This is a genomic window from Paenibacillus sp. FSL R10-2788 (assembly GCF_038003885.1).
Taxonomy (GTDB): domain Bacteria; phylum Bacillota; class Bacilli; order Paenibacillales; family Paenibacillaceae; genus Paenibacillus_AQ; species Paenibacillus_AQ odorifer.
In genome coordinates this window covers 4,848,340-4,865,949 of record NZ_JBBOQA010000001.1, presented here as the reverse complement: position 1 = coordinate 4,865,949, position 17,610 = coordinate 4,848,340, and the positions used below count along the sequence as shown (strand labels likewise).

Annotated in this window: 13 protein-coding genes; 10 read left to right on the top strand and 3 right to left on the bottom strand. The window is 43.4% G+C overall.

Features of this window, described 5'->3' with window-relative positions:
- Window positions 1–409 precede the first annotated feature (409 nt).
- From NSQ50_RS21740 to NSQ50_RS21730, 3 genes are all read left to right on the top strand, one after another.
- Window positions 410–1,387 (top strand): ABC transporter permease, encoded by a 978-nt coding sequence (locus NSQ50_RS21740; protein ID WP_235219484.1) that lies wholly within the window; start codon window positions 410–412, stop codon window positions 1,385–1,387.
- A gap of 15 nt (window positions 1,388–1,402) precedes the next feature.
- Window positions 1,403–2,365 carry a carbohydrate ABC transporter permease gene (locus tag NSQ50_RS21735; RefSeq protein WP_235219483.1) on the top strand — a complete coding sequence of 321 codons (963 nt, stop codon included), beginning with the start codon at window positions 1,403–1,405 and terminating at the stop codon, window positions 2,363–2,365.
- A gap of 94 nt (window positions 2,366–2,459) precedes the next feature.
- Window positions 2,460–4,058 carry an ABC transporter substrate-binding protein gene (locus tag NSQ50_RS21730; RefSeq protein WP_038572551.1) on the top strand — a complete coding sequence of 533 codons (1,599 nt, stop codon included), beginning with the start codon at window positions 2,460–2,462 and terminating at the stop codon, window positions 4,056–4,058.
- A gap of 73 nt (window positions 4,059–4,131) precedes the next feature.
- Here NSQ50_RS21730 and NSQ50_RS21725 read toward each other — a convergent pair whose 3' ends face one another.
- From NSQ50_RS21725 to NSQ50_RS21715, 3 genes are read right to left on the bottom strand one after another with little or no spacing between them, the layout of a single operon-like run.
- A complete protein-coding gene (locus NSQ50_RS21725) occupies window positions 4,132–5,415 on the bottom strand; it encodes an ABC transporter substrate-binding protein (protein ID WP_076223565.1) in 1,284 nt (427 codons plus the stop codon).
- A gap of 18 nt (window positions 5,416–5,433) precedes the next feature.
- Window positions 5,434–6,678, bottom strand: coding sequence for a response regulator (locus NSQ50_RS21720; RefSeq protein ID WP_036682902.1), 1,245 nt, complete (start codon window positions 6,676–6,678; stop codon window positions 5,434–5,436).
- Between the two features lie 12 nt (window positions 6,679–6,690).
- Window positions 6,691–8,460, bottom strand: coding sequence for a sensor histidine kinase (locus NSQ50_RS21715; protein ID WP_036682901.1), 1,770 nt, complete (start codon window positions 8,458–8,460; stop codon window positions 6,691–6,693).
- Between the two features lie 346 nt (window positions 8,461–8,806).
- On the opposite strand from NSQ50_RS21715, the gene NSQ50_RS21710 reads away from it, so the two are divergent.
- From NSQ50_RS21710 to NSQ50_RS21680, 7 genes are all read left to right on the top strand, one after another.
- A complete protein-coding gene (locus tag NSQ50_RS21710) occupies window positions 8,807–11,038 on the top strand; it encodes a stalk domain-containing protein (protein ID WP_076223563.1) in 2,232 nt (743 codons plus the stop codon).
- Between the two features lie 220 nt (window positions 11,039–11,258).
- Window positions 11,259–11,720 (top strand): Fur family transcriptional regulator, encoded by a 462-nt coding sequence (locus NSQ50_RS21705; protein WP_036682896.1) that lies wholly within the window; start codon window positions 11,259–11,261, stop codon window positions 11,718–11,720.
- 2 nt (window positions 11,721–11,722) lie between these two features.
- On the top strand, window positions 11,723–11,986 hold the full coding sequence (gene yidD / locus NSQ50_RS21700) for a membrane protein insertion efficiency factor YidD (protein WP_036682893.1): 264 nt from the start codon (window positions 11,723–11,725) through the stop codon (window positions 11,984–11,986).
- A gap of 348 nt (window positions 11,987–12,334) precedes the next feature.
- Window positions 12,335–14,347, top strand: a complete 2,013-nt coding sequence (gene metG / locus NSQ50_RS21695; RefSeq protein ID WP_076223560.1) for a methionine--tRNA ligase — start codon at window positions 12,335–12,337, stop codon at window positions 14,345–14,347.
- Window positions 14,348–14,555: 208 nt separating this feature from the next.
- A complete protein-coding gene (locus NSQ50_RS21690; protein WP_036683198.1) occupies window positions 14,556–15,545 on the top strand; it encodes a metal ABC transporter solute-binding protein, Zn/Mn family in 990 nt (329 codons plus the stop codon).
- 34 nt (window positions 15,546–15,579) lie between these two features.
- Window positions 15,580–16,329, top strand: coding sequence for a metal ABC transporter ATP-binding protein (locus tag NSQ50_RS21685; protein WP_036682888.1), 750 nt, complete (start codon window positions 15,580–15,582; stop codon window positions 16,327–16,329).
- Window positions 16,330–16,685: 356 nt separating this feature from the next.
- Window positions 16,686–17,489, top strand: a complete 804-nt coding sequence (locus NSQ50_RS21680) for a metal ABC transporter permease (RefSeq protein WP_036682884.1) — start codon at window positions 16,686–16,688, stop codon at window positions 17,487–17,489.
- Window positions 17,490–17,610 lie beyond the last annotated feature (121 nt).

Below are 17,610 nucleotides of genomic sequence, written 5' to 3'. Positions count from 1 at the left end.
AGAACACAAGGGCTGATTGCCTAGTTAATTTAAGACAGGAAGTATCGACCATAAAGTACGAAGATTATCAACCAGCCTTAGCTGTGATGAAGAGAAAAGATTATCGACCAGCCCTTGGCTGTGATGAAGTACAAAGATTATCAACCAGCCCTTGGCTGTGATAAATGCGATTAAGGTACATAAGCTATGATTAATTAAATTTTTTGCCTCTATTTAGAGGCTGAAGAGATGGTTTTCCTTGATTTTCGAGGATAATCGTCTCTTTTTTTATAGAAATATAATATGTTCCCTATACTCCCATAAATTATCATATGTTTTAATTAGAGTGTAAGGAGGATACGCAAAACGTTAGGCAAGCAAGAGTATTTGGGACTTAAGAATGGGATGATGGAGAATGGGGGAACCAAAAATGAGTGTGACGAATCCTTCCGTCAGCTTGTCAGAAGTAAAGAAACCAGGCAGGGGAAGAACGCCGAATTTTCTTAGAGTAATGAAGAAATATTGGGTGTTCTATTTGATGATGTTACCTGCGATAGTGATTCTAATCATCAATAACTACATACCGATGTTAGGAACGGTAATTGCATTTAAGGATATCAATTACCAAAAAGGGATTCTGGGTAGTGATTGGGTCGGGTTAGCAAACTTCAAATATTTAATCTCGACGGAGACGGCCTGGATCATTACGAGGAATACGTTATTGTATAATACGGCGTTTATTATACTGACGCTATTTTTTTCGCTAGCTTTCGCAATTATGTTTAATGAAATGCGTAGCAGATGGCTATCGAAATTCCATCAAAGCGCTATGTTTCTCCCTTATTTTCTCTCTTGGGTCGTCGTAAGTTACTTAGTATACGGCTTTCTGAGTGCAGAGCACGGGTTCATGAACAAGACATTACTCCCGTTCTTTGGGGTAGATCCTATCGAATGGTATTCACAGTCTAAATATTGGCCTGGGATTCTTGTAATTGTGAAGATATGGAAAGAGATTGGGTATACAACGGTTATTTATATGGCCGCTATCATTGGAATAGATAATGAATATTATGAGGCGGCACTTATTGATGGAGCTTCTAAATGGAAGCAGATTCGAAAAATCACGCTGCCCCTGATCAGTCCAGTTATTATAGTAATGACGCTGCTGCAGATAGGTAGGATTTTTAACGCAGACTTCGGATTATTCTTTCAGGTTACGAGAAATGCAGGAGCGTTATACTCGACGACGCAGGTTATCGACACTTATGTATATCAGACCTTCCTTGCAATCGGTGATATAGGAATGTCTTCAGCCGCGGGTCTCGTTCAATCTGTTGTAGGATTTCTATTGATTTTCTTGGCGAATCTAGCAGTGCGGCGAATCAGTAAAGATGATGCTTTATTTTAAAGGGAGGTGGGAGTGTTGAGCCAGACAGAAACAGCAATAGGGTCGTCACGGCGTACAGGAAAGCGCACAAAACGGCAAAGACAACCCAATGAAATATCTAATATATCTAATTTGCTAATTAATATATTCTTTTGGATATACACAGCGATTTGTGTGGTGCCGCTGATCCTCGTAGTTATTGTATCGTTTTCGGACGAGAATTCCGTTATTCAGAACGGGTACAGCTTTTTTCCTAACAAGTGGGATATTTCTTCTTATGAATTTCTGTTAAAAGATTATTGGCAAATTATCGATGCAGCTTCCGTTTCGTTATTTGTGACTGTGGTGGGCACGATTCTGAGTCTTATCATTATGGCTATGTACGCTTACCCTATCTCACGTGGAGATTTTCCACATCGTAATTTCTTCTCATTTTTTATGTTTTTTACAATGTTGTTTAATGGTGGCCTTGTGCCTTGGTATCTGGTCTACACGCGTATGATGCATATGAAGGATACGTTATGGATTCTAATTATGCCGCTGCTGGTTTCTGCTTTCTTTGTTATCATCTTACGGACCTTTTTTGCCAATACCATACCGCCAGCTTTAATCGAATCTGCTAAGATCGATGGGGCGCCAGAATTCCGGATCTTCGTTCAAATTATTTTGCCTTTATCTATGCCAGTATTAGCTACAGTAGGTTTGTTTCAGACCCTGGCCTATTGGAATGATTGGTACCTTAGTTTGATCTTTATCTCACCCGAAGGTCATGTCAATTTACAATACCTAATGTATAAGACGATGCTGAATGTTCAGTTCCTGACTGCAAGTCCTCAGGCGATGGCTGCCTTAGCTGCACAAGGTGTAGAGATCAATATTCCGACAGAAACGGTAAGAATGGCGATGGCTGTTATTGGTATTGGACCTATCGTGTTTGTATATTCCTTCTTCCAGAAGTATTTTATTAAAGGGCTTACCGTGGGTGCTGTCAAAGGTTAAGGACGATTGTCATGGCTTAATTCGGCCGCTTTATGCTAAGGTGTGAACGGCCGATTCAGCATATATAAATATTTTGAGGGAGGTTATGGTGTATATGAAAGCTGTTAGAAAAAGCGCACTAATGACACTATTGCTAACGATGGTACTGAGTCTTAGTTTAGCAGGCTGCGGTGGGAATAACGGGAATAATGAAGCAGCTTCACCTGCTCCAAGCGAAAATGCAACCGCTACCAATGCTGCTGCTACGGATGAGCCAGCCGCAGATCCTACTGCCGAACCGGCAAAAGAATTGGAGCCTTATACCGTCAAGTTAATCTATGTCGGTGCAGTGCAAAAGGATGAAAAAGCAGTAGAAGATGAAATCAATAAGTTATTGGAACCTAAAATCAACGCCAAATTGGATATCGCACCGATCGATTGGGGTCCATGGGACAATGATGTCAATCTGAAAATTGCGAGTCAGGAAAAATTCGATATCATCTTTACAGCTCAATGGAAGAACTACGTAACGAATGCAGCTAAAGGCGCTTATCTCCCGATTAATGACGATAGCGGCAAATATGGTAATCTCCTAAATGAATACGGCCAAGGGATTCTAAAAAATCTGGATCCACAATTCTTAAAAGGTTCAGCGATCAATGGTGTGAATTATGCTGTTCCTACAAACAAGGAGCTGGCTGCACAAGGTGGGGTTGTCTATCGCTCCGATATTGCGGATGAACTGGGCATCGATATGTCAAATGTGAAATCCATCCAAGATCTGGATGCAGTTCTCAAAGTAGTGAAGGAGAAAAGACCTGACCTGACTCCATTGTATTTCAAACAAGGTGAGACCTTTAACTCACAATACATGGCACAATACGATACCCTTGGTGATGCTGCCATTCCTGGTGTTCTGCTTAAAGATTCCTCAGATACTAAGATTCAATCGATGATTGAGATGGATCGTTATAAAGAAATCATTAAACTTACTCGTGAGTATATGAAAAAGGGTTACATTAACAAAGACGCCGCAGTTGCTACGAATTCGACTCAGGATGCAATGAAGGCTGGCAATGTCTTTATGACAGTGCAATCGCTTAAACCAGGTAAAGATAGTGAGCTGGCGAATGCTACCGGCTTGGTTGGCAAGCTGAAACAAATTGCATTCAATGATCCAACGATTTCTACTAGTGATGCTGCTGGATCTATGCTTGCGATCTCTGCTTCCTCTGGTGATCCGGCCCGGGCTATGATGGTGCTAGATATCCTGCACACAGATAAAGATATCAACAATCTGCTTGTTTTCGGTATAAAAGGTGTGCACTATGAAGTCGTAAGTGGTGATACGATCAAAGCTACAGACAAAACAGCTGATTATAATACGGCTGCAGCTTGGATGCTTGGAAGTCAATTCCTGAACCCAGTGTGGGAAAGTGAAGCACCGGACAAATGGGAGCAATTCAAAGCCTTTAACTCTAAAGGTAAAGCCTCTGTTGCGCTTGGTTTCAACTTCGACGCCTCCGCGATGAAGACTGAAATGGCTGCTTGTAAAGCTGTAATGGATGAATACGACATCAGTTTGGATACGGGTTCTGTTGATCCTGATACCGTACTGACTAAGTATGCTGATAAGCTGAAAAAGGCAGGGCTCGATAAGATTATTGCAGAGAAACAAAAACAGCTGGATGCTTTCCTGGCTGCGCAAAAATAAAGCGAAAATGATTTAAAAAAAGGCTCTCCCCGGCAGGCTGATTTAGCCGGGGAGAGCCTTTTTATGATATTACTTAGCGGAAGGAGCTGTCTATTCGCTTTGCGGCTTGAACAGCAAGGGTCCAAGCCAGTTCAGGAGTTAGCTCGCCTTTTTCAGCTTTGGTCAAGTATTCGAGCATGCTTGTCTCCACGTCAGCGTGATGAGGGCCGTAATAGGTCGGAATTACTGCTTTTGCTGCTGACGAAAGGGTCAGACCAAGCTCTGAATTAGGAAAATAAGGATCATGCAGATCGTGGATCTCTGGGTCATCATAGATTTCGGGGGTGGAAGGGAAAGCCCCTTGTACCTTGAAAGAAACCAATTGCTGCGTTGGTTCGGTTAGCCATTTAATAAGAGCAAAGGATTCATCAGGATGATTACCTGTCTTTGGTAAGGTCAGAACGGAGCCTCCGCGATTAGCGCTGTTTTCTGGGATTTGTGTTACATTCCATAAACCGCTGGCAGTTGGAGCACTGCTCTTGATATGACCAATCATCCAAGCCGGACAGAGCATGACTGCAAAATCTCCGTTGAGCAGGCCTGCACCCCAGCGTTGCGTATCCACTGCAATACTGGCGGACAGATTTAGCTTAAGGGCTTGAATTGAGAAGTCCCAGGCTCGTTTGACCGCTGGATTATTGTCGAGGATCAATTCTTGCGTTGTGGGACTGTAATATTGAAGCTTGGACTGACGTAGAAGGGTGAGATAGAGGTTCTCCAAGTCATTTACAAAAGCTTTTCCTGTTCTCTCCTGTACTTTGGTGCCCGCTTCAAGGAATTGCTCCCAAGTTTGGATTTCTTTAGCCACTTCCTCTGGTTTAGTAGGGAGACCTGATAATGCGAATATATCCGTTCGATATAACATGGCATAGGGTCCAATTTCCGTTGGTAATCCGAAAATAAAATCATTACCCAGCACCTCCTGCCACTTCCAATTCAGAAATTGGTCCTTCAGATTGTCAGCTTCAAAAGTTTTTAGGTTATAAAAATAATCAGGGAACTGTTTGAAGCGATCCAAATAGCTAATATCAATGGCAGCCACGTCCGGGGAACTATAACCTGCTGCGAATGAAGTCTGTAGCTTGGCTGGAAGCTGCGTGGAGGTGGAGGTTTGAATATGAATCTCTAGCTCGGGATGTTGAGATTGATATTGGTCAATGAGCGACTCAAGACCTGATCCGGCAGTGAGCCAGATGTTCAGCTGTATCGGGTCTTGTAAAGCGGTATCTTCCTTGGAAGGGGAGAGCTGACAACCACTTGTATTAAGTAATAAGCCAAATGTTAATAGGACAGTAATCAACTTACCATTTACATTCAAGAGAAACACACCTCTACTTTATTTGTTGTGCTTCTGAAATTCCTGAGGAGTCATCCCCATGTATTTCTTAAAAATAAGGCTGAAATACGCAGGATCCTTAAAGCCTACTAATTCGCTAACCTCATACACCTTGAGAGTAACATTCTCTAATAATTCAGTAGCTTTTTGAATACGAAGTTTGGTAAGGAAGCTAGAGAAAGGTTCCCCTACATCATCTTTAAACAATCGGCCGAGATAGGTAGGATTCATATACAGTTCATCTGCGATCATTTTGAGGGAGAGATTCTCTTGGAGCCGGGAATTCATAACCTCAATCATCATAGAGATTACCCTGCGCGTTGCCTTTACTTGTAATTGTTCAGCGAGCTGTGGAGAAGCCGAATGTATGGTGAGGTCTCTGAAAAAGATAACGGATGGCGTACTCTCTTTTTTGACCTGCTGACAAGCTTCCAGACTCTCGTGATAGGCGGTCGCGAGTGCCCCCAATTGATAGTGAGGATTGGAGACCCCTGCACAGAATGGCGATTTCAGAATACCCGATAGCTTATGCAACAGCTCTTGTGTCAATACCTCATCCACGCCGTTAGGCTGCTCAAGAGGATAGAATAATAGCATGATGGCTTCCTGCTCCTCTTGAATACCAACAACATTGGCGTACAGCGCAAAACATTCTTCTAATATATTAACGACCGCTGCATACATGGCTTGTTCCGACCAGTTCTGCGGCATGCCTACTCCAAGATGGTTTACGGTTATGACTACAAAGGAATGAAAAGGAGGAATAAGTTGTTCTTCAAAATAGGGTAACGGGATGCCGTAAAGAAGATCAGATAAGCGTTTCTCCCGAAGGTTTTTTTCTCTCAGCTGCGTTAATTGCCTCTGCTGTTTCTTCAATTGAAGACGTTCATATACGCCTGTTGCGACTTCAAGAATATGTTCTACTGAATTTGGTTTAACCAAATATTCCTTTACACCATAACGGATGGCTTGACTAGCATAGGTGAAATCCTGATAACCTGTGAGCAGCACGGTTTCAGTGTCTGGATAACATTCATGGATATGCTTTGCAAGTTCCAGTCCATCCATGCCGGGCATTCGTATATCGGATATCACCAGATCAACCATATGCTCTTTTAACAGTTGCACAGCTTCTAAACCGTTCTCTGCCGAGCCAATAATGCTAAAGTTATGATTCGCACTTCCCAGCATTTCTGACAGAGAACGGCGAACAAAACTTTCGTCGTCCACGATTAACACATTCATCGTTGTGCCTCCTTAACTTTGATCATACTGTAATGGAACAGTGACTTTCACAAATAAGCCACCAAGCTCGCTTGTTGATAGCTGTAGACCAAATTCCTGTCCGTAGATCAGCTCTATGCGATGATTTAGATTGGATAGTCCAATTCCGGTATGAAGCAGCTTCTCCGGATTAACCTCACCGCCGACTAATGCGTCTGCCATACTTTCCTCGCTCATGCCGTCCCCGTTGTCTTCTACAGTTAACACCAGAGATGTTCCTTCACTATAGGCACGTATGCGAATTAGCCATACTTCCCGAAGTGTGGGTTCAAGTCCATGAGTAATGGCATTTTCGACAAGTGGCTGAAGGGTTAATTTCATAAGCTGGCCATTCATAACCTCAGGATTTACAAAAAGATCAATCTGCAATTTGTCCTCGTAGCGCAGCTTCTGGAGAAAAATGAACCGTTCTAATTGCTTTAAATCCTCCTCAACTGTAACGAATTCGGATCCGCGGTCAATGCTATAGCGGAGCAGGTCACTTAGAGCGAGTACCATTTGGGACTCTTCCTGCATGCGTTTGTTGGCGAGCGACCAATAGATTGTATTCAAAGTGTTATAAAGGAAATGCGGGCGGAATTGCGCTTTGAGTGCTACGATCTGAGCTTGCTTTTCACTGATCTGCTTGCTGGATAGGTCAGCGATAGTATGATCCAGGTTTTGGAGCATCGAATTATAGCTTGAATAAAGGATAGCCATTTCTTTGTTCATGGTTGTTTTTACAAAAGGTAAAGTAGTTCCCCGTTCGACATTGCTCAGCTTGGTTGCCAGATTACGAAGGGGCTTGGATAGGGTCCAAGAGAAAAAGAAAGTGAATAGTAGGGCAGCGCCCATCCCCAGCAGGCCAATTAAAATAATATTCCGGCGAATCGTATTTAAATCTTTGACAGCGTCTTTAGAATCAATGTAAGCAAAAACGCTCCACTCGCTATAGTCGGAATAGGCATAGGATACGAATAGATTGCGTGAGTTTATTTTTTGTGGAATGATTCTGGCTTTATGATTGCTGAATTGTTTTAGAAGCCCGTCGTTCATATAGAGTCCAATTTCTTTTGGATCTGTGGAATAGACAATGGTATTAAATGAATCAACAACTTGGATTTTCTCATTTTTGCCGAGGTGAAATTGGCTGACAGCGTTATGGATAACCTCGACAGGGAGGACAAGAAACAGGGTTCCTAACCGGTTTAGATCATTCCAATCATTAATTTGTCTGGCACCCATCACCACAGGGATATTACCGTTCTGCCATACATCTACACCGAACCAGACCATTCGGCCTTTATTCTGTGCTATAGCCGGAAACCAATAAGCATCACGGATTTCCTTTTCGCTGTCCCAGATGACCTTTAAGGAACTGCTGTTGGTATACACCTGATCATCGGACAGCCCGAGCAGCTTGAACTGGATGTCAGAGTTTATGGAACGTGTCTGTTGATCTATGTAACGAGTAATTTCCATGGCGTCTGTACGAGGTGAACGTGACAACGCTAAGTCTCCCAAGGTTTCTTGAATCAAGGGACTGAACATGATCGTAGAAGAAAGCTTATCGTTATCCTGAAGAATTGCGTCCATTTTACCTTGAAGTTGCTTGACGGATTCCAGGATATATTGGTTGGAGCGGTTTAAAACAGCTTGAGAGGAAGAGCGGTAGGACAAAAAAATGGTGAATCCTACGATGGTGAAGATGATTAGAGAGAAGCCCATGATTAATTGAACGAGGATGGAGATTTTTTTGGACATGTTATCCCTCGCATGTAAAAGATATTCTTCCATACATTGTAACAAAAGCAAATGAAAGCGAATATAGTCAGACGAAAAATAAACATATTTATAGAAAAAATCTCATTTTTTTCAGGGGAAACAGCGTGGTTGTAGAATGTTATTTAATACAGCGTTAATCTTTCTTTACTTAATAATGAAACTTTTTATAGTGGCATGCGTCTAATACTATGTTTGTTATGACGATCGTGGCAAAAGCTTTTTGCCGCCCTATCGTGGGTGGTAGCATTTTGCGGGGAATATAAGAGGAGTATGAAAAAGATAGAGTCCTACTTATATTTACAAATAGGAGCAGAGGAGTTATATCATGGATTTGAAAAAGTTAACGTTAGTTGCTGTTTTGGCTGTATCTCAGGCCGCATCGGCAGTGCCGGCTTTTGCTGAAGCTGTCAATAATACCCCAAGTAATACTACTGTAATAGGGACAGTTGTTTCAGCTGCGCCGGAGGTAATGCCAGAATCTACCGATCCATTGCCGCCATTGCCGACGGAGACGCCAGGAGGAGTAGTGTCACCAACACCAACTCCTATTCCTGCAGAGACAGTTGATCCTACGACTACTGTTGAACCTACAGCAACAATTGAACCTACTGCAACACCGCTTCCAACTGCAACACCTGGAGTTACTACAGAACCTACTACAACAACAGATGGTGCTCGTGCTGCGGCTAGCAATCAGCTTATCCTTATGATGAACAGCAACAAAATGTATCAGAACGGCCAGGAATATTTAGCTAATCAGCCTATGGCAGTGAAAAACGGCGTGTCCTACGTTTCGATCCGGGCTATGGTAGAACGTGTAGGTGTGAAATACGTTTATGATTATAAAACGAAAGAAACCATTGTTACCAAGGGAAGCGACGTTATGCGCTTTAAGACCGACAGCAAGGTCTATACAGTTAATGGTGAAAAGAAGACAATGAAAGGTCCAGCTTACCAATACAAGGGTACTTTCATGGTTCCATTGACATCCATAACTGGGGCACTGGGCATTCCTTACACCGTTGATAATGTACAAAAGCGGGTAATCCTTACATTAAACAACAAACCTAAAGCTTCTTTCACAGTGCCAACTGAAATTTACGCCGGCGAACCAGTGACCTTCGTTACCTCCAGCTCGTCACCAAATGGTGTAGCTATTGTGGATGAAAGCTGGGGAGGTAACAAGCAGGATATCTATGATCAACCAGGATATTATGTAGTAACCTATTCCGTAATGGATGCGAATCAACAGTGGAGTGATCCTTACTCCATGACCATCACAGTGCTTAAACCTAATACACCTCCAGTTGCTAATTTCACTACAGACAAGGATTCATATAAGATGGGTGAAATGATTACTTATACCGATCTAAGTAACGATCCTGATGGTGATGAAATTACCGTAACTTGGACGAACAAAGCAGAAGCTTTCTTTACTCCGGGTCCAGCGACAATTGCTGTCCAAGTAAAAGATTCACATGGCGCGATCAGTACCTTTGAGAAAACCGTTAATATTTCGGATGAAATCTTGTACAGTAAAGAAGATTTCAACAGATTATTTGCATCTCCGGGCAGTGTGTTTAGCATCGATGGATCGATGGTTCCTACTTGGCAGCAAGTAGCTTATAATCTTTCTTCCGAGCCTTATAAATTAATTCGCAGCAACAGCCCAGAAACGGTGTATACAGAAGGTGTTACTTACCGTGAGACTTCATTAGGTAAAACCCGCTTCTTGATTCACCACAAGAATAACCTGAATATTAAAGCTAAAGTGTATGTGATTGCTACGAATAACAATCTTTACCCAACTACGCTTACAACAGAATATGTTGGCTTTGCAGGCCCAAGCACATATCCTGAAGGTACAGGTAAAATGTCTGTAGAACGTTATTGGAAATCTATGCTTACAAATGAGCATTATAAAACGATTGTTCTGCAACCCGGGGAAAGCGTCTCAATTCTGACGGATCTAAACCAAATTGCGATGAAACCAAGTGAAATTGTTTCACTGCAAGCGGACTTATTTAGTGATTATCCAATCGATTATAATGTCATGTTAATTGATGCGAATAAAGATCCACTGACTACACTTCCAACACTTCCAGTTCTGGATCAAGACGGAGTGCATAATCGGGGAACTTACGAAGATTCTACTCGTATTATCACGGTTACCGATGAGGTAGGAAAAACCCCTGCAAAACTTCTGCTAGGCGATAATTCCAGTGATAAGAACCTGGCTGGCGTAGACCCAATGGCAGGTAAGGAAGCATCCAATGCCGGTAATTTCGGGGTATTATACAAGATCAGATTCGAAAATGTTGCACCAAACTCCTTGATTACGTTTAATCCACGTGGCGGTAACTATATGGGGCCGGTTATGGTTAATAATCAAATCGTGCATATGCCAAGCGTGGGAAGTCTTGCTAATGCTGATATGAACAGTGTGGTTTATCGTAGTGGTGAGTATGGCGGCAGTGTGGAGATTTTGTTCACAGCAGCTTCAGGCAGTAACTTGCCGGTCAATTTCCTCATCACTCCACTTCCAGCAAAGAAATAACAGAATAGGAATATCCCTATAAGCTCTATTGGGGAATTATCTACAATAAAGGCCCGGCTGAATATTCCGTAAAGGAATACGCAGCCGGGCTTTTGTTTAAATATAATAATTCATTGGTTATGTAGGGGTGCTTCATTGTGCTTCATTGACGGGGCATTTATTTTGGGGCATTATTAAGAGAGTGAAATATAAATGAACTGATCTTATGGGAGATGAGCGTATGCTGTCGACAGAACAAATATTAGAAGTCATGTCGGGGCAAGGACTGCGAATCACCGACCAACGCAAAACGCTTGCCCAGTTATTCGGCGAGAATAAGGGATATTTGTCAGCGAAGGATGTATATGAGCATATGGGCCGCAAGTATAGCGGGCTTAGCTTTGATACGGTGTACCGCAATCTTCGTGTAATGGAAGAGCTTGGTGTGCTTGAACAGATTGTCTTTGAAGACGGAGTGAAGTTCAAGGGAAGCTGCAATCATCAGGATCATCACCATCATATGATCTGCCTTCAATGCCAAAAGACCTACCCGATTAATTTCTGCCCGATGAATTTAACGGATACACCCGATCAATTCCGGGTAGTCAAGCATAAATTTGAGGTGTTCGGTTATTGCAAAGAATGTGAAGAGAACCGGGAAGAAGAACTAGTTGCAGCATCAGATAAACAAAAGGGACTTTAGAAATGGTGACCCTACGCAGAACGATTCAGGCGCCTATTCGGGTGTACCGCAGGTACATTTCCCCTATTAAACCAGCAACCTGTCGCTTCTATCCAACCTGCTCTGCCTATGCCTTGGAAGCCATTGAAGTCCATGGTCCACTGAAAGGCTCATGGCTTGCAGCTAAGCGGATTGCCAGATGTCATCCCTTTCATCCTGGAGGACTTGATCCTGTGCCGCCGCTTCAAGATGAATCTGCTGAGAAGGATTCTGCCCCTGCGACTTGACATGGTGCCTTACCTTTGGGTATATTCACAAGTAATAGTATGAATTCCGAAGAACGGATAAGTAAATCGTTACGTCCAATACAGAGAGCCGGAATGTGCTGAAAGCCGGTATGGAGCGTTAGATTGAATATGGTCCGGGAGGAACTGTGTTCGAGCGGGGACTGCAATTGAGGTTCACGTAAGATAACAGCGTGATCCAGCGTTAATGGACAGTTCCCGCGAGGGAACTGGCGAAGCCTGTGCTCTGTGAAGAGACAGGAAATTTGGGTGGTATCGCGTGAGTTATACTCTCGCCCCATTATGGGGACGGGAGTTTTTTGTTTTTTAATAAGAAAGGATGATTACCGAATGAGTGAGAAAAAAACGTTTTACCTAACGACACCAATTTATTATCCGAGTGACAAGCTACATATCGGACATGCTTATTCAACCGTGGCAGGAGACGCAATGGCCCGTTACAAACGTCTGCGCGGCTACGAAGTGCGTTATCTAACCGGTACAGACGAACATGGACAAAAGATTGAGCGGAAGGCAGAGGAAGCAGGAAAGACCCCTCAGCAGTTCGTAGACGACATTGTTGTTGGTATTAAGGAGCTATGGCGCAAGCTGGACATTTCGAACGATGACTTCATCCGTACTACGGAAGAGCGTCATAAAAAAGTGGTACAGGATATTTTTGATCGGTTGCTGCAGCAAGGAGATATCTATAAAGGTGAATATGAGGGCTGGTATAGTATCCCAGATGAAACCTTTTACACAGAAACGCAATTAGTTGATATTGTGCGTGATGATAACGGTGTGATTACTGGTGCAAAAAGCCCAGATAGCGGCCACCCGGTTGAGCTGGTGAAGGAAGCAAGTTATTTCTTCCGGATGAGTAAATATGCGGATCGGTTACTGCAATTTTACGAGGAGAATCCAGAGTTTATTTTGCCGGAATCCCGTAAGAACGAAATGATTAACAATTTCATCAAGCCCGGACTGGAAGACCTGGCAGTTTCCCGCACAACCTTTGATTGGGGTGTGAAAGTTAAGGGCGACGAGAAGCATGTCGTGTACGTGTGGATTGATGCTTTGACTAACTATATTACTGCTCTGGGTTATGGTTCCGAGGATCGCACCTTGTATGACAAGTTCTGGCCCGCGGATGTACACATCGTTGGTAAAGAAATTGTTCGTTTCCATACAATTTACTGGCCGATCATTCTGATGGCGCTTGGTGAACCCCTTCCGAAAAAGGTATTTGCCCATGGCTGGTTGCTCATGAAAGATGGAAAAATGTCGAAATCCAAAGGTAACGTAGTTGATCCTGTGACACTGATTGATCGTTATGGCTTGGATGCATTACGTTATTACCTGCTGCGCGAGGTACCATTTGGTTCTGATGGCACGTTTACACCGGAAAGTTTTGTAGACCGGGTTAACTATGATCTTGCCAACGACCTGGGTAACTTGTTGAATCGTACAGGGGCTATGGTTGAAAAGTATTTTGCAGGCGAGATTCCGGCATATGAAGGAAATGTAACAGCATTTGATGGTGAGCTTCAAGCTGCAGCTGAGAATACTTATGCCAAAGTAGAAGAAGCTATGGAAAAAATGGAGTTCTCCGTGGCGCTGACAGCTATCGGAACATTCATTAGCCGCACCAACAAATATATCGATGAGACCCAACCTTGGGTACTTGCCAAAGATGAAAATAGAACTGCCGAGTTGGCTTCTGTGATGAGACATCTTGTGGAAGGTCTGCGTACTGCTTCAATCCTGCTGCAGCCGTTCTTGACACAAACACCAGCGAAGATCTGGGAACAGCTGGGTATTGAGCCTGATGAGTTAACGACTTGGGATAGCGGTAAGACTTTTGGCCTGATTCCGGCGGGAACAAAGCTGGTGAAAGGCAATCCAATCTTCCCGCGTCTGGATGTGGAGCAAGAGGTAGCTTATATTGCCGAGGCTATGGGCGCTGGCAAAGCTGCGGCTGAAGTGGCGGAAGCGGCTGCTCCTGCTGCTGCGGACTCCGAGCCAGTGGAAGAGCATAAAGAGGAAATCGGCATTGACGATTTCGCTAAAGCAGAGCTGCGTGTTGCTCAAGTTATTGCTGCAGAGCCAGTGAAAAAAGCTGACAAGCTGCTGAAGCTGCAACTGGATCTGGGTTATGAACAACGTCAAGTGGTTTCTGGTATCGCGAAATTCTATACACCGGAAGAGCTGGTGGGACGTAAAGTGATTTGTATCGTAAACCTTAAACCGGTGAAGCTGCGTGGGGAGTTGTCCCAAGGGATGATTTTGGCGGCTTCTAAAGGTGACCAGCTAACGATCGCTACCGTGCCGGACAGCATGCCAAACGGAGCAGTAGTGAAATAAGACAATACTGTTGTAGAAATTTTTTAATGAGGTTGCTTGAACAAGAGAATGCTCCTTCAGCCGGGTTGGTTGTGGGAGCATTCCTTTTTTATTAAAGGCGATATTGCCGTTTCTTTTTGGATACTTTGTTGACTTATCGTAACGATTACTATTATACTACTAATAGTAAAATTTACGATTTGAGGGGTAGATCAATATAATGGCAGCAATGAAATCGCGTATAATTTTGCTCGTCCTTGCACTGGTACTGGTATTTACACTAAGTGCATGCGGACCTAAGAGCAGTGGAAGTATAGTTGAAGGGAAAGTAAATGTAGTTACAACCTTTTATCCTATTTACGAGTTTGCTAAGGAGATTGGCGGGGAAGATATCAATGCTATTAACCTGCTTCCAGTGGGTGTGGAGCCACATGATTGGACACCGCGCAGTCAAGACATTATCAACACTTCTAAGGCACAGCTATTTCTATATAACGGTGCAGGCTTAGAAGGCTGGGTCCCTAACTTTTTAAAAGGCCTTGATAGCAGCAGTAAAGTTAAGGCGGTTGAAGTAAGCCAAGGTATTGATTATATCATGACCGATGAAGATGACGGGCATGATCATGGGGCAAGTGAGGAAGAGTCTCATCAAAATGAGGATACGGATCATAACAGTAACGCCTCAGGAGACAGCCTGCATACGGACCCGCATACTTGGGTAAGTCCAAAATCAGCCATTACTATGGCTCAGAATATTAAAGAAAGCCTTCAGTCCGTGGATCCTGAGCATAAAGAAGGTTATGAAGAGCGTTACAATAAGCTTGCTGAACGTCTGCAGGCATTAGATAGTAAATTCAAAGAGGAGCTTGCTAAGCTGCCCAACCATAAGATCGTAGTATCACATCAGGCTTTCTCTTACCTTGCCCGTGATTATGGATTGGATCAGCATGCGATTATGGGACTTTCGCCGGACGCCGAGCCGCGCGGACAGGATTTAGTGAAGCTTGCGAAAATGGTAAAAGATGAAGGTATTAAGTATATCTTTTTTGAAGAGCTTGTCTCCGATAAACTGGCTAAGACACTTGCAGCCGAAGCGGGCGTTTCCACTATGGTGCTTAATCCGGTAGAGGGACTTACTGCGGAGCAAGAGAAGAACGGAGATAATTACTTCACTCTGATGGAGAAAAATTTGCAAAATCTGATTATGGCCTTACAATAATAAGGAAAGTATAAGGGAAAGGCGGTACTTAAGCATGCAATCGGTATCCTTGGACTGCCATCAGCATATCATCGATATACAGGATCTTTCTTTTTCATATGGGGAACAGAAGGTGATATCGAATCTTAACTATAGTGTAAGAGAACGAGATTTCCTTGGTATCATTGGTTCTAATGGTGCTGGTAAAACAACATTGATGAAAATGATCGTCGGCTTGCTTCCGGCGAGCAGTGGTGAAATTAAATTATTCGGAACGCCTGTCCGCAAGTTTAAAGACTGGGAACGGATCGGATATGTTCCGCAAAAAAATGCCTTCAACCCATTGTTTCCAGCAACGGTGCGTGAAGTAGTTCTGTCAGGTCTATATAATAACAAGAATCTGATCCGCAGAGTATCTAAGGCTCAGCATCGTCAATGTGAGGATGCACTTGAAGTCATGCGGATACAAGATATTGCGGAGAAAAGAGTAGGCCAGCTGTCAGGCGGTCAGCAGCAGCGTGTTTTTCTGGCTCGGGCGCTGATTAACCATCCTGACCTGCTGATTTTGGACGAACCTACCGTGGGTATTGATGCCGAATCACAAGCGGGATTCTTTGAATTAATTACGCATATGCATGCTCATCATCATATGACCTTCCTGATGGTGTCGCATGATATCGACATGATTAAAAATTATTTAGGTCATGAGCCCGTGCAGACAAATGGTAAAATCAACTTTTACTCCCGCCACTCACATGATCTCCAGAATTGCACAGAAGAGAACCTGCAGCACACGCTCTCTTAAGTCATAATTGAACTCTGAACAGGGGTGCCTCTGTTCTCAGGGCATACATAACTTGCGTGTGGAAGTTAGTCAGTAGACATGGTTTTATTAAGAGGTATTTTAACCTTGTTCCTATTTCTTATTTTCTCTTACCTAAGCACCACCAAAGTACAAGCGTGTCCCTTTAGGGACGAAAGCGATCTTTCCCCGACCTATCTATGTTCAGTAACACTAACTCCTACGCTAGTTGCACTTAACGGGTGTCCAGAGGGCAGAGCCCTTGGGGCCCTCCCTTGGAAGGGAGGGTTTGGGAGGGATCGAAAAGGTTTGAAAAAGGTTTTAAAATGGTTTGAGTTTTGTATGAAGGAGAGTTTAAGTTGGAAATACTATTTAGCGATTTTTTTCAGCGGGCGCTTGCGGGCGGACTGCTGATTGGTATAACGGCGCCGCTTATAGGCGTTTTTCTTGTGCTTAGACGATTATCCATGATTGGTGATACGCTGGCTCATGTTACTATAGCGGGGGTAGCACTCGGTTTTCTAACAGGATTTTATCCGCTGGGCGCAGGCCTTATCTTTGCAGTGGTAGCGTCCTTCGCGATTGAAAAGCTTCGCAAGGCTTATAAGAGTTATGCGGAGCTGTCGATTGCCATTATAATGTCGGGCGGAGTGGCGTTGGCTTCACTCTTTTTCACCTTAGGAAAAGGGTATAATGCGGACGTAATGAGTTATTTGTTCGGCAGCATTTATACGCTCGATAATACTGATTTGATCGTGGTAGGCATAGTGACTATAGCTGTTGTAGTAGTAGTATCGATGTTCTTTAAAGAGTTCTTTTTGCTTAGCTTTGAAGAGGATGCAGCAAGTGTAAGTGGGCTGCCGGTGAAGCTGCTTAACATGCTGATCACCATCCTGACAGCACTTGTGATTAGCACAGCGATCAAGATTGTGGGCTCGCTATTAGTATCTGCTTTGTTGACTATTCCGGTCGCAATCAGCTTATTGCTATCTCGTAGCTTTAAATCCTCGGTCATCCTGGCGGTTATCATTTCGGAGATTGCCGTTGTAGGAGGACTAGTAGTAGCTGGAGTGTGGAATTTGGCTCCCGGTGCAACTATTGTGCTTTTGCTCATATCATTATTGGTATTAACCTTGATCGGTAAAAAGGGATTGCCAGCATAAACAGCGAATTAAGTAATCGGTATCGCATTAGGCAAGCGTAAACGCCTTCGGTGTCCTTGTAAGGACGATAAGCGTTTAGGTGTGAATATAAGAAAAGTAATAATGAGAAATTAATCCTTTC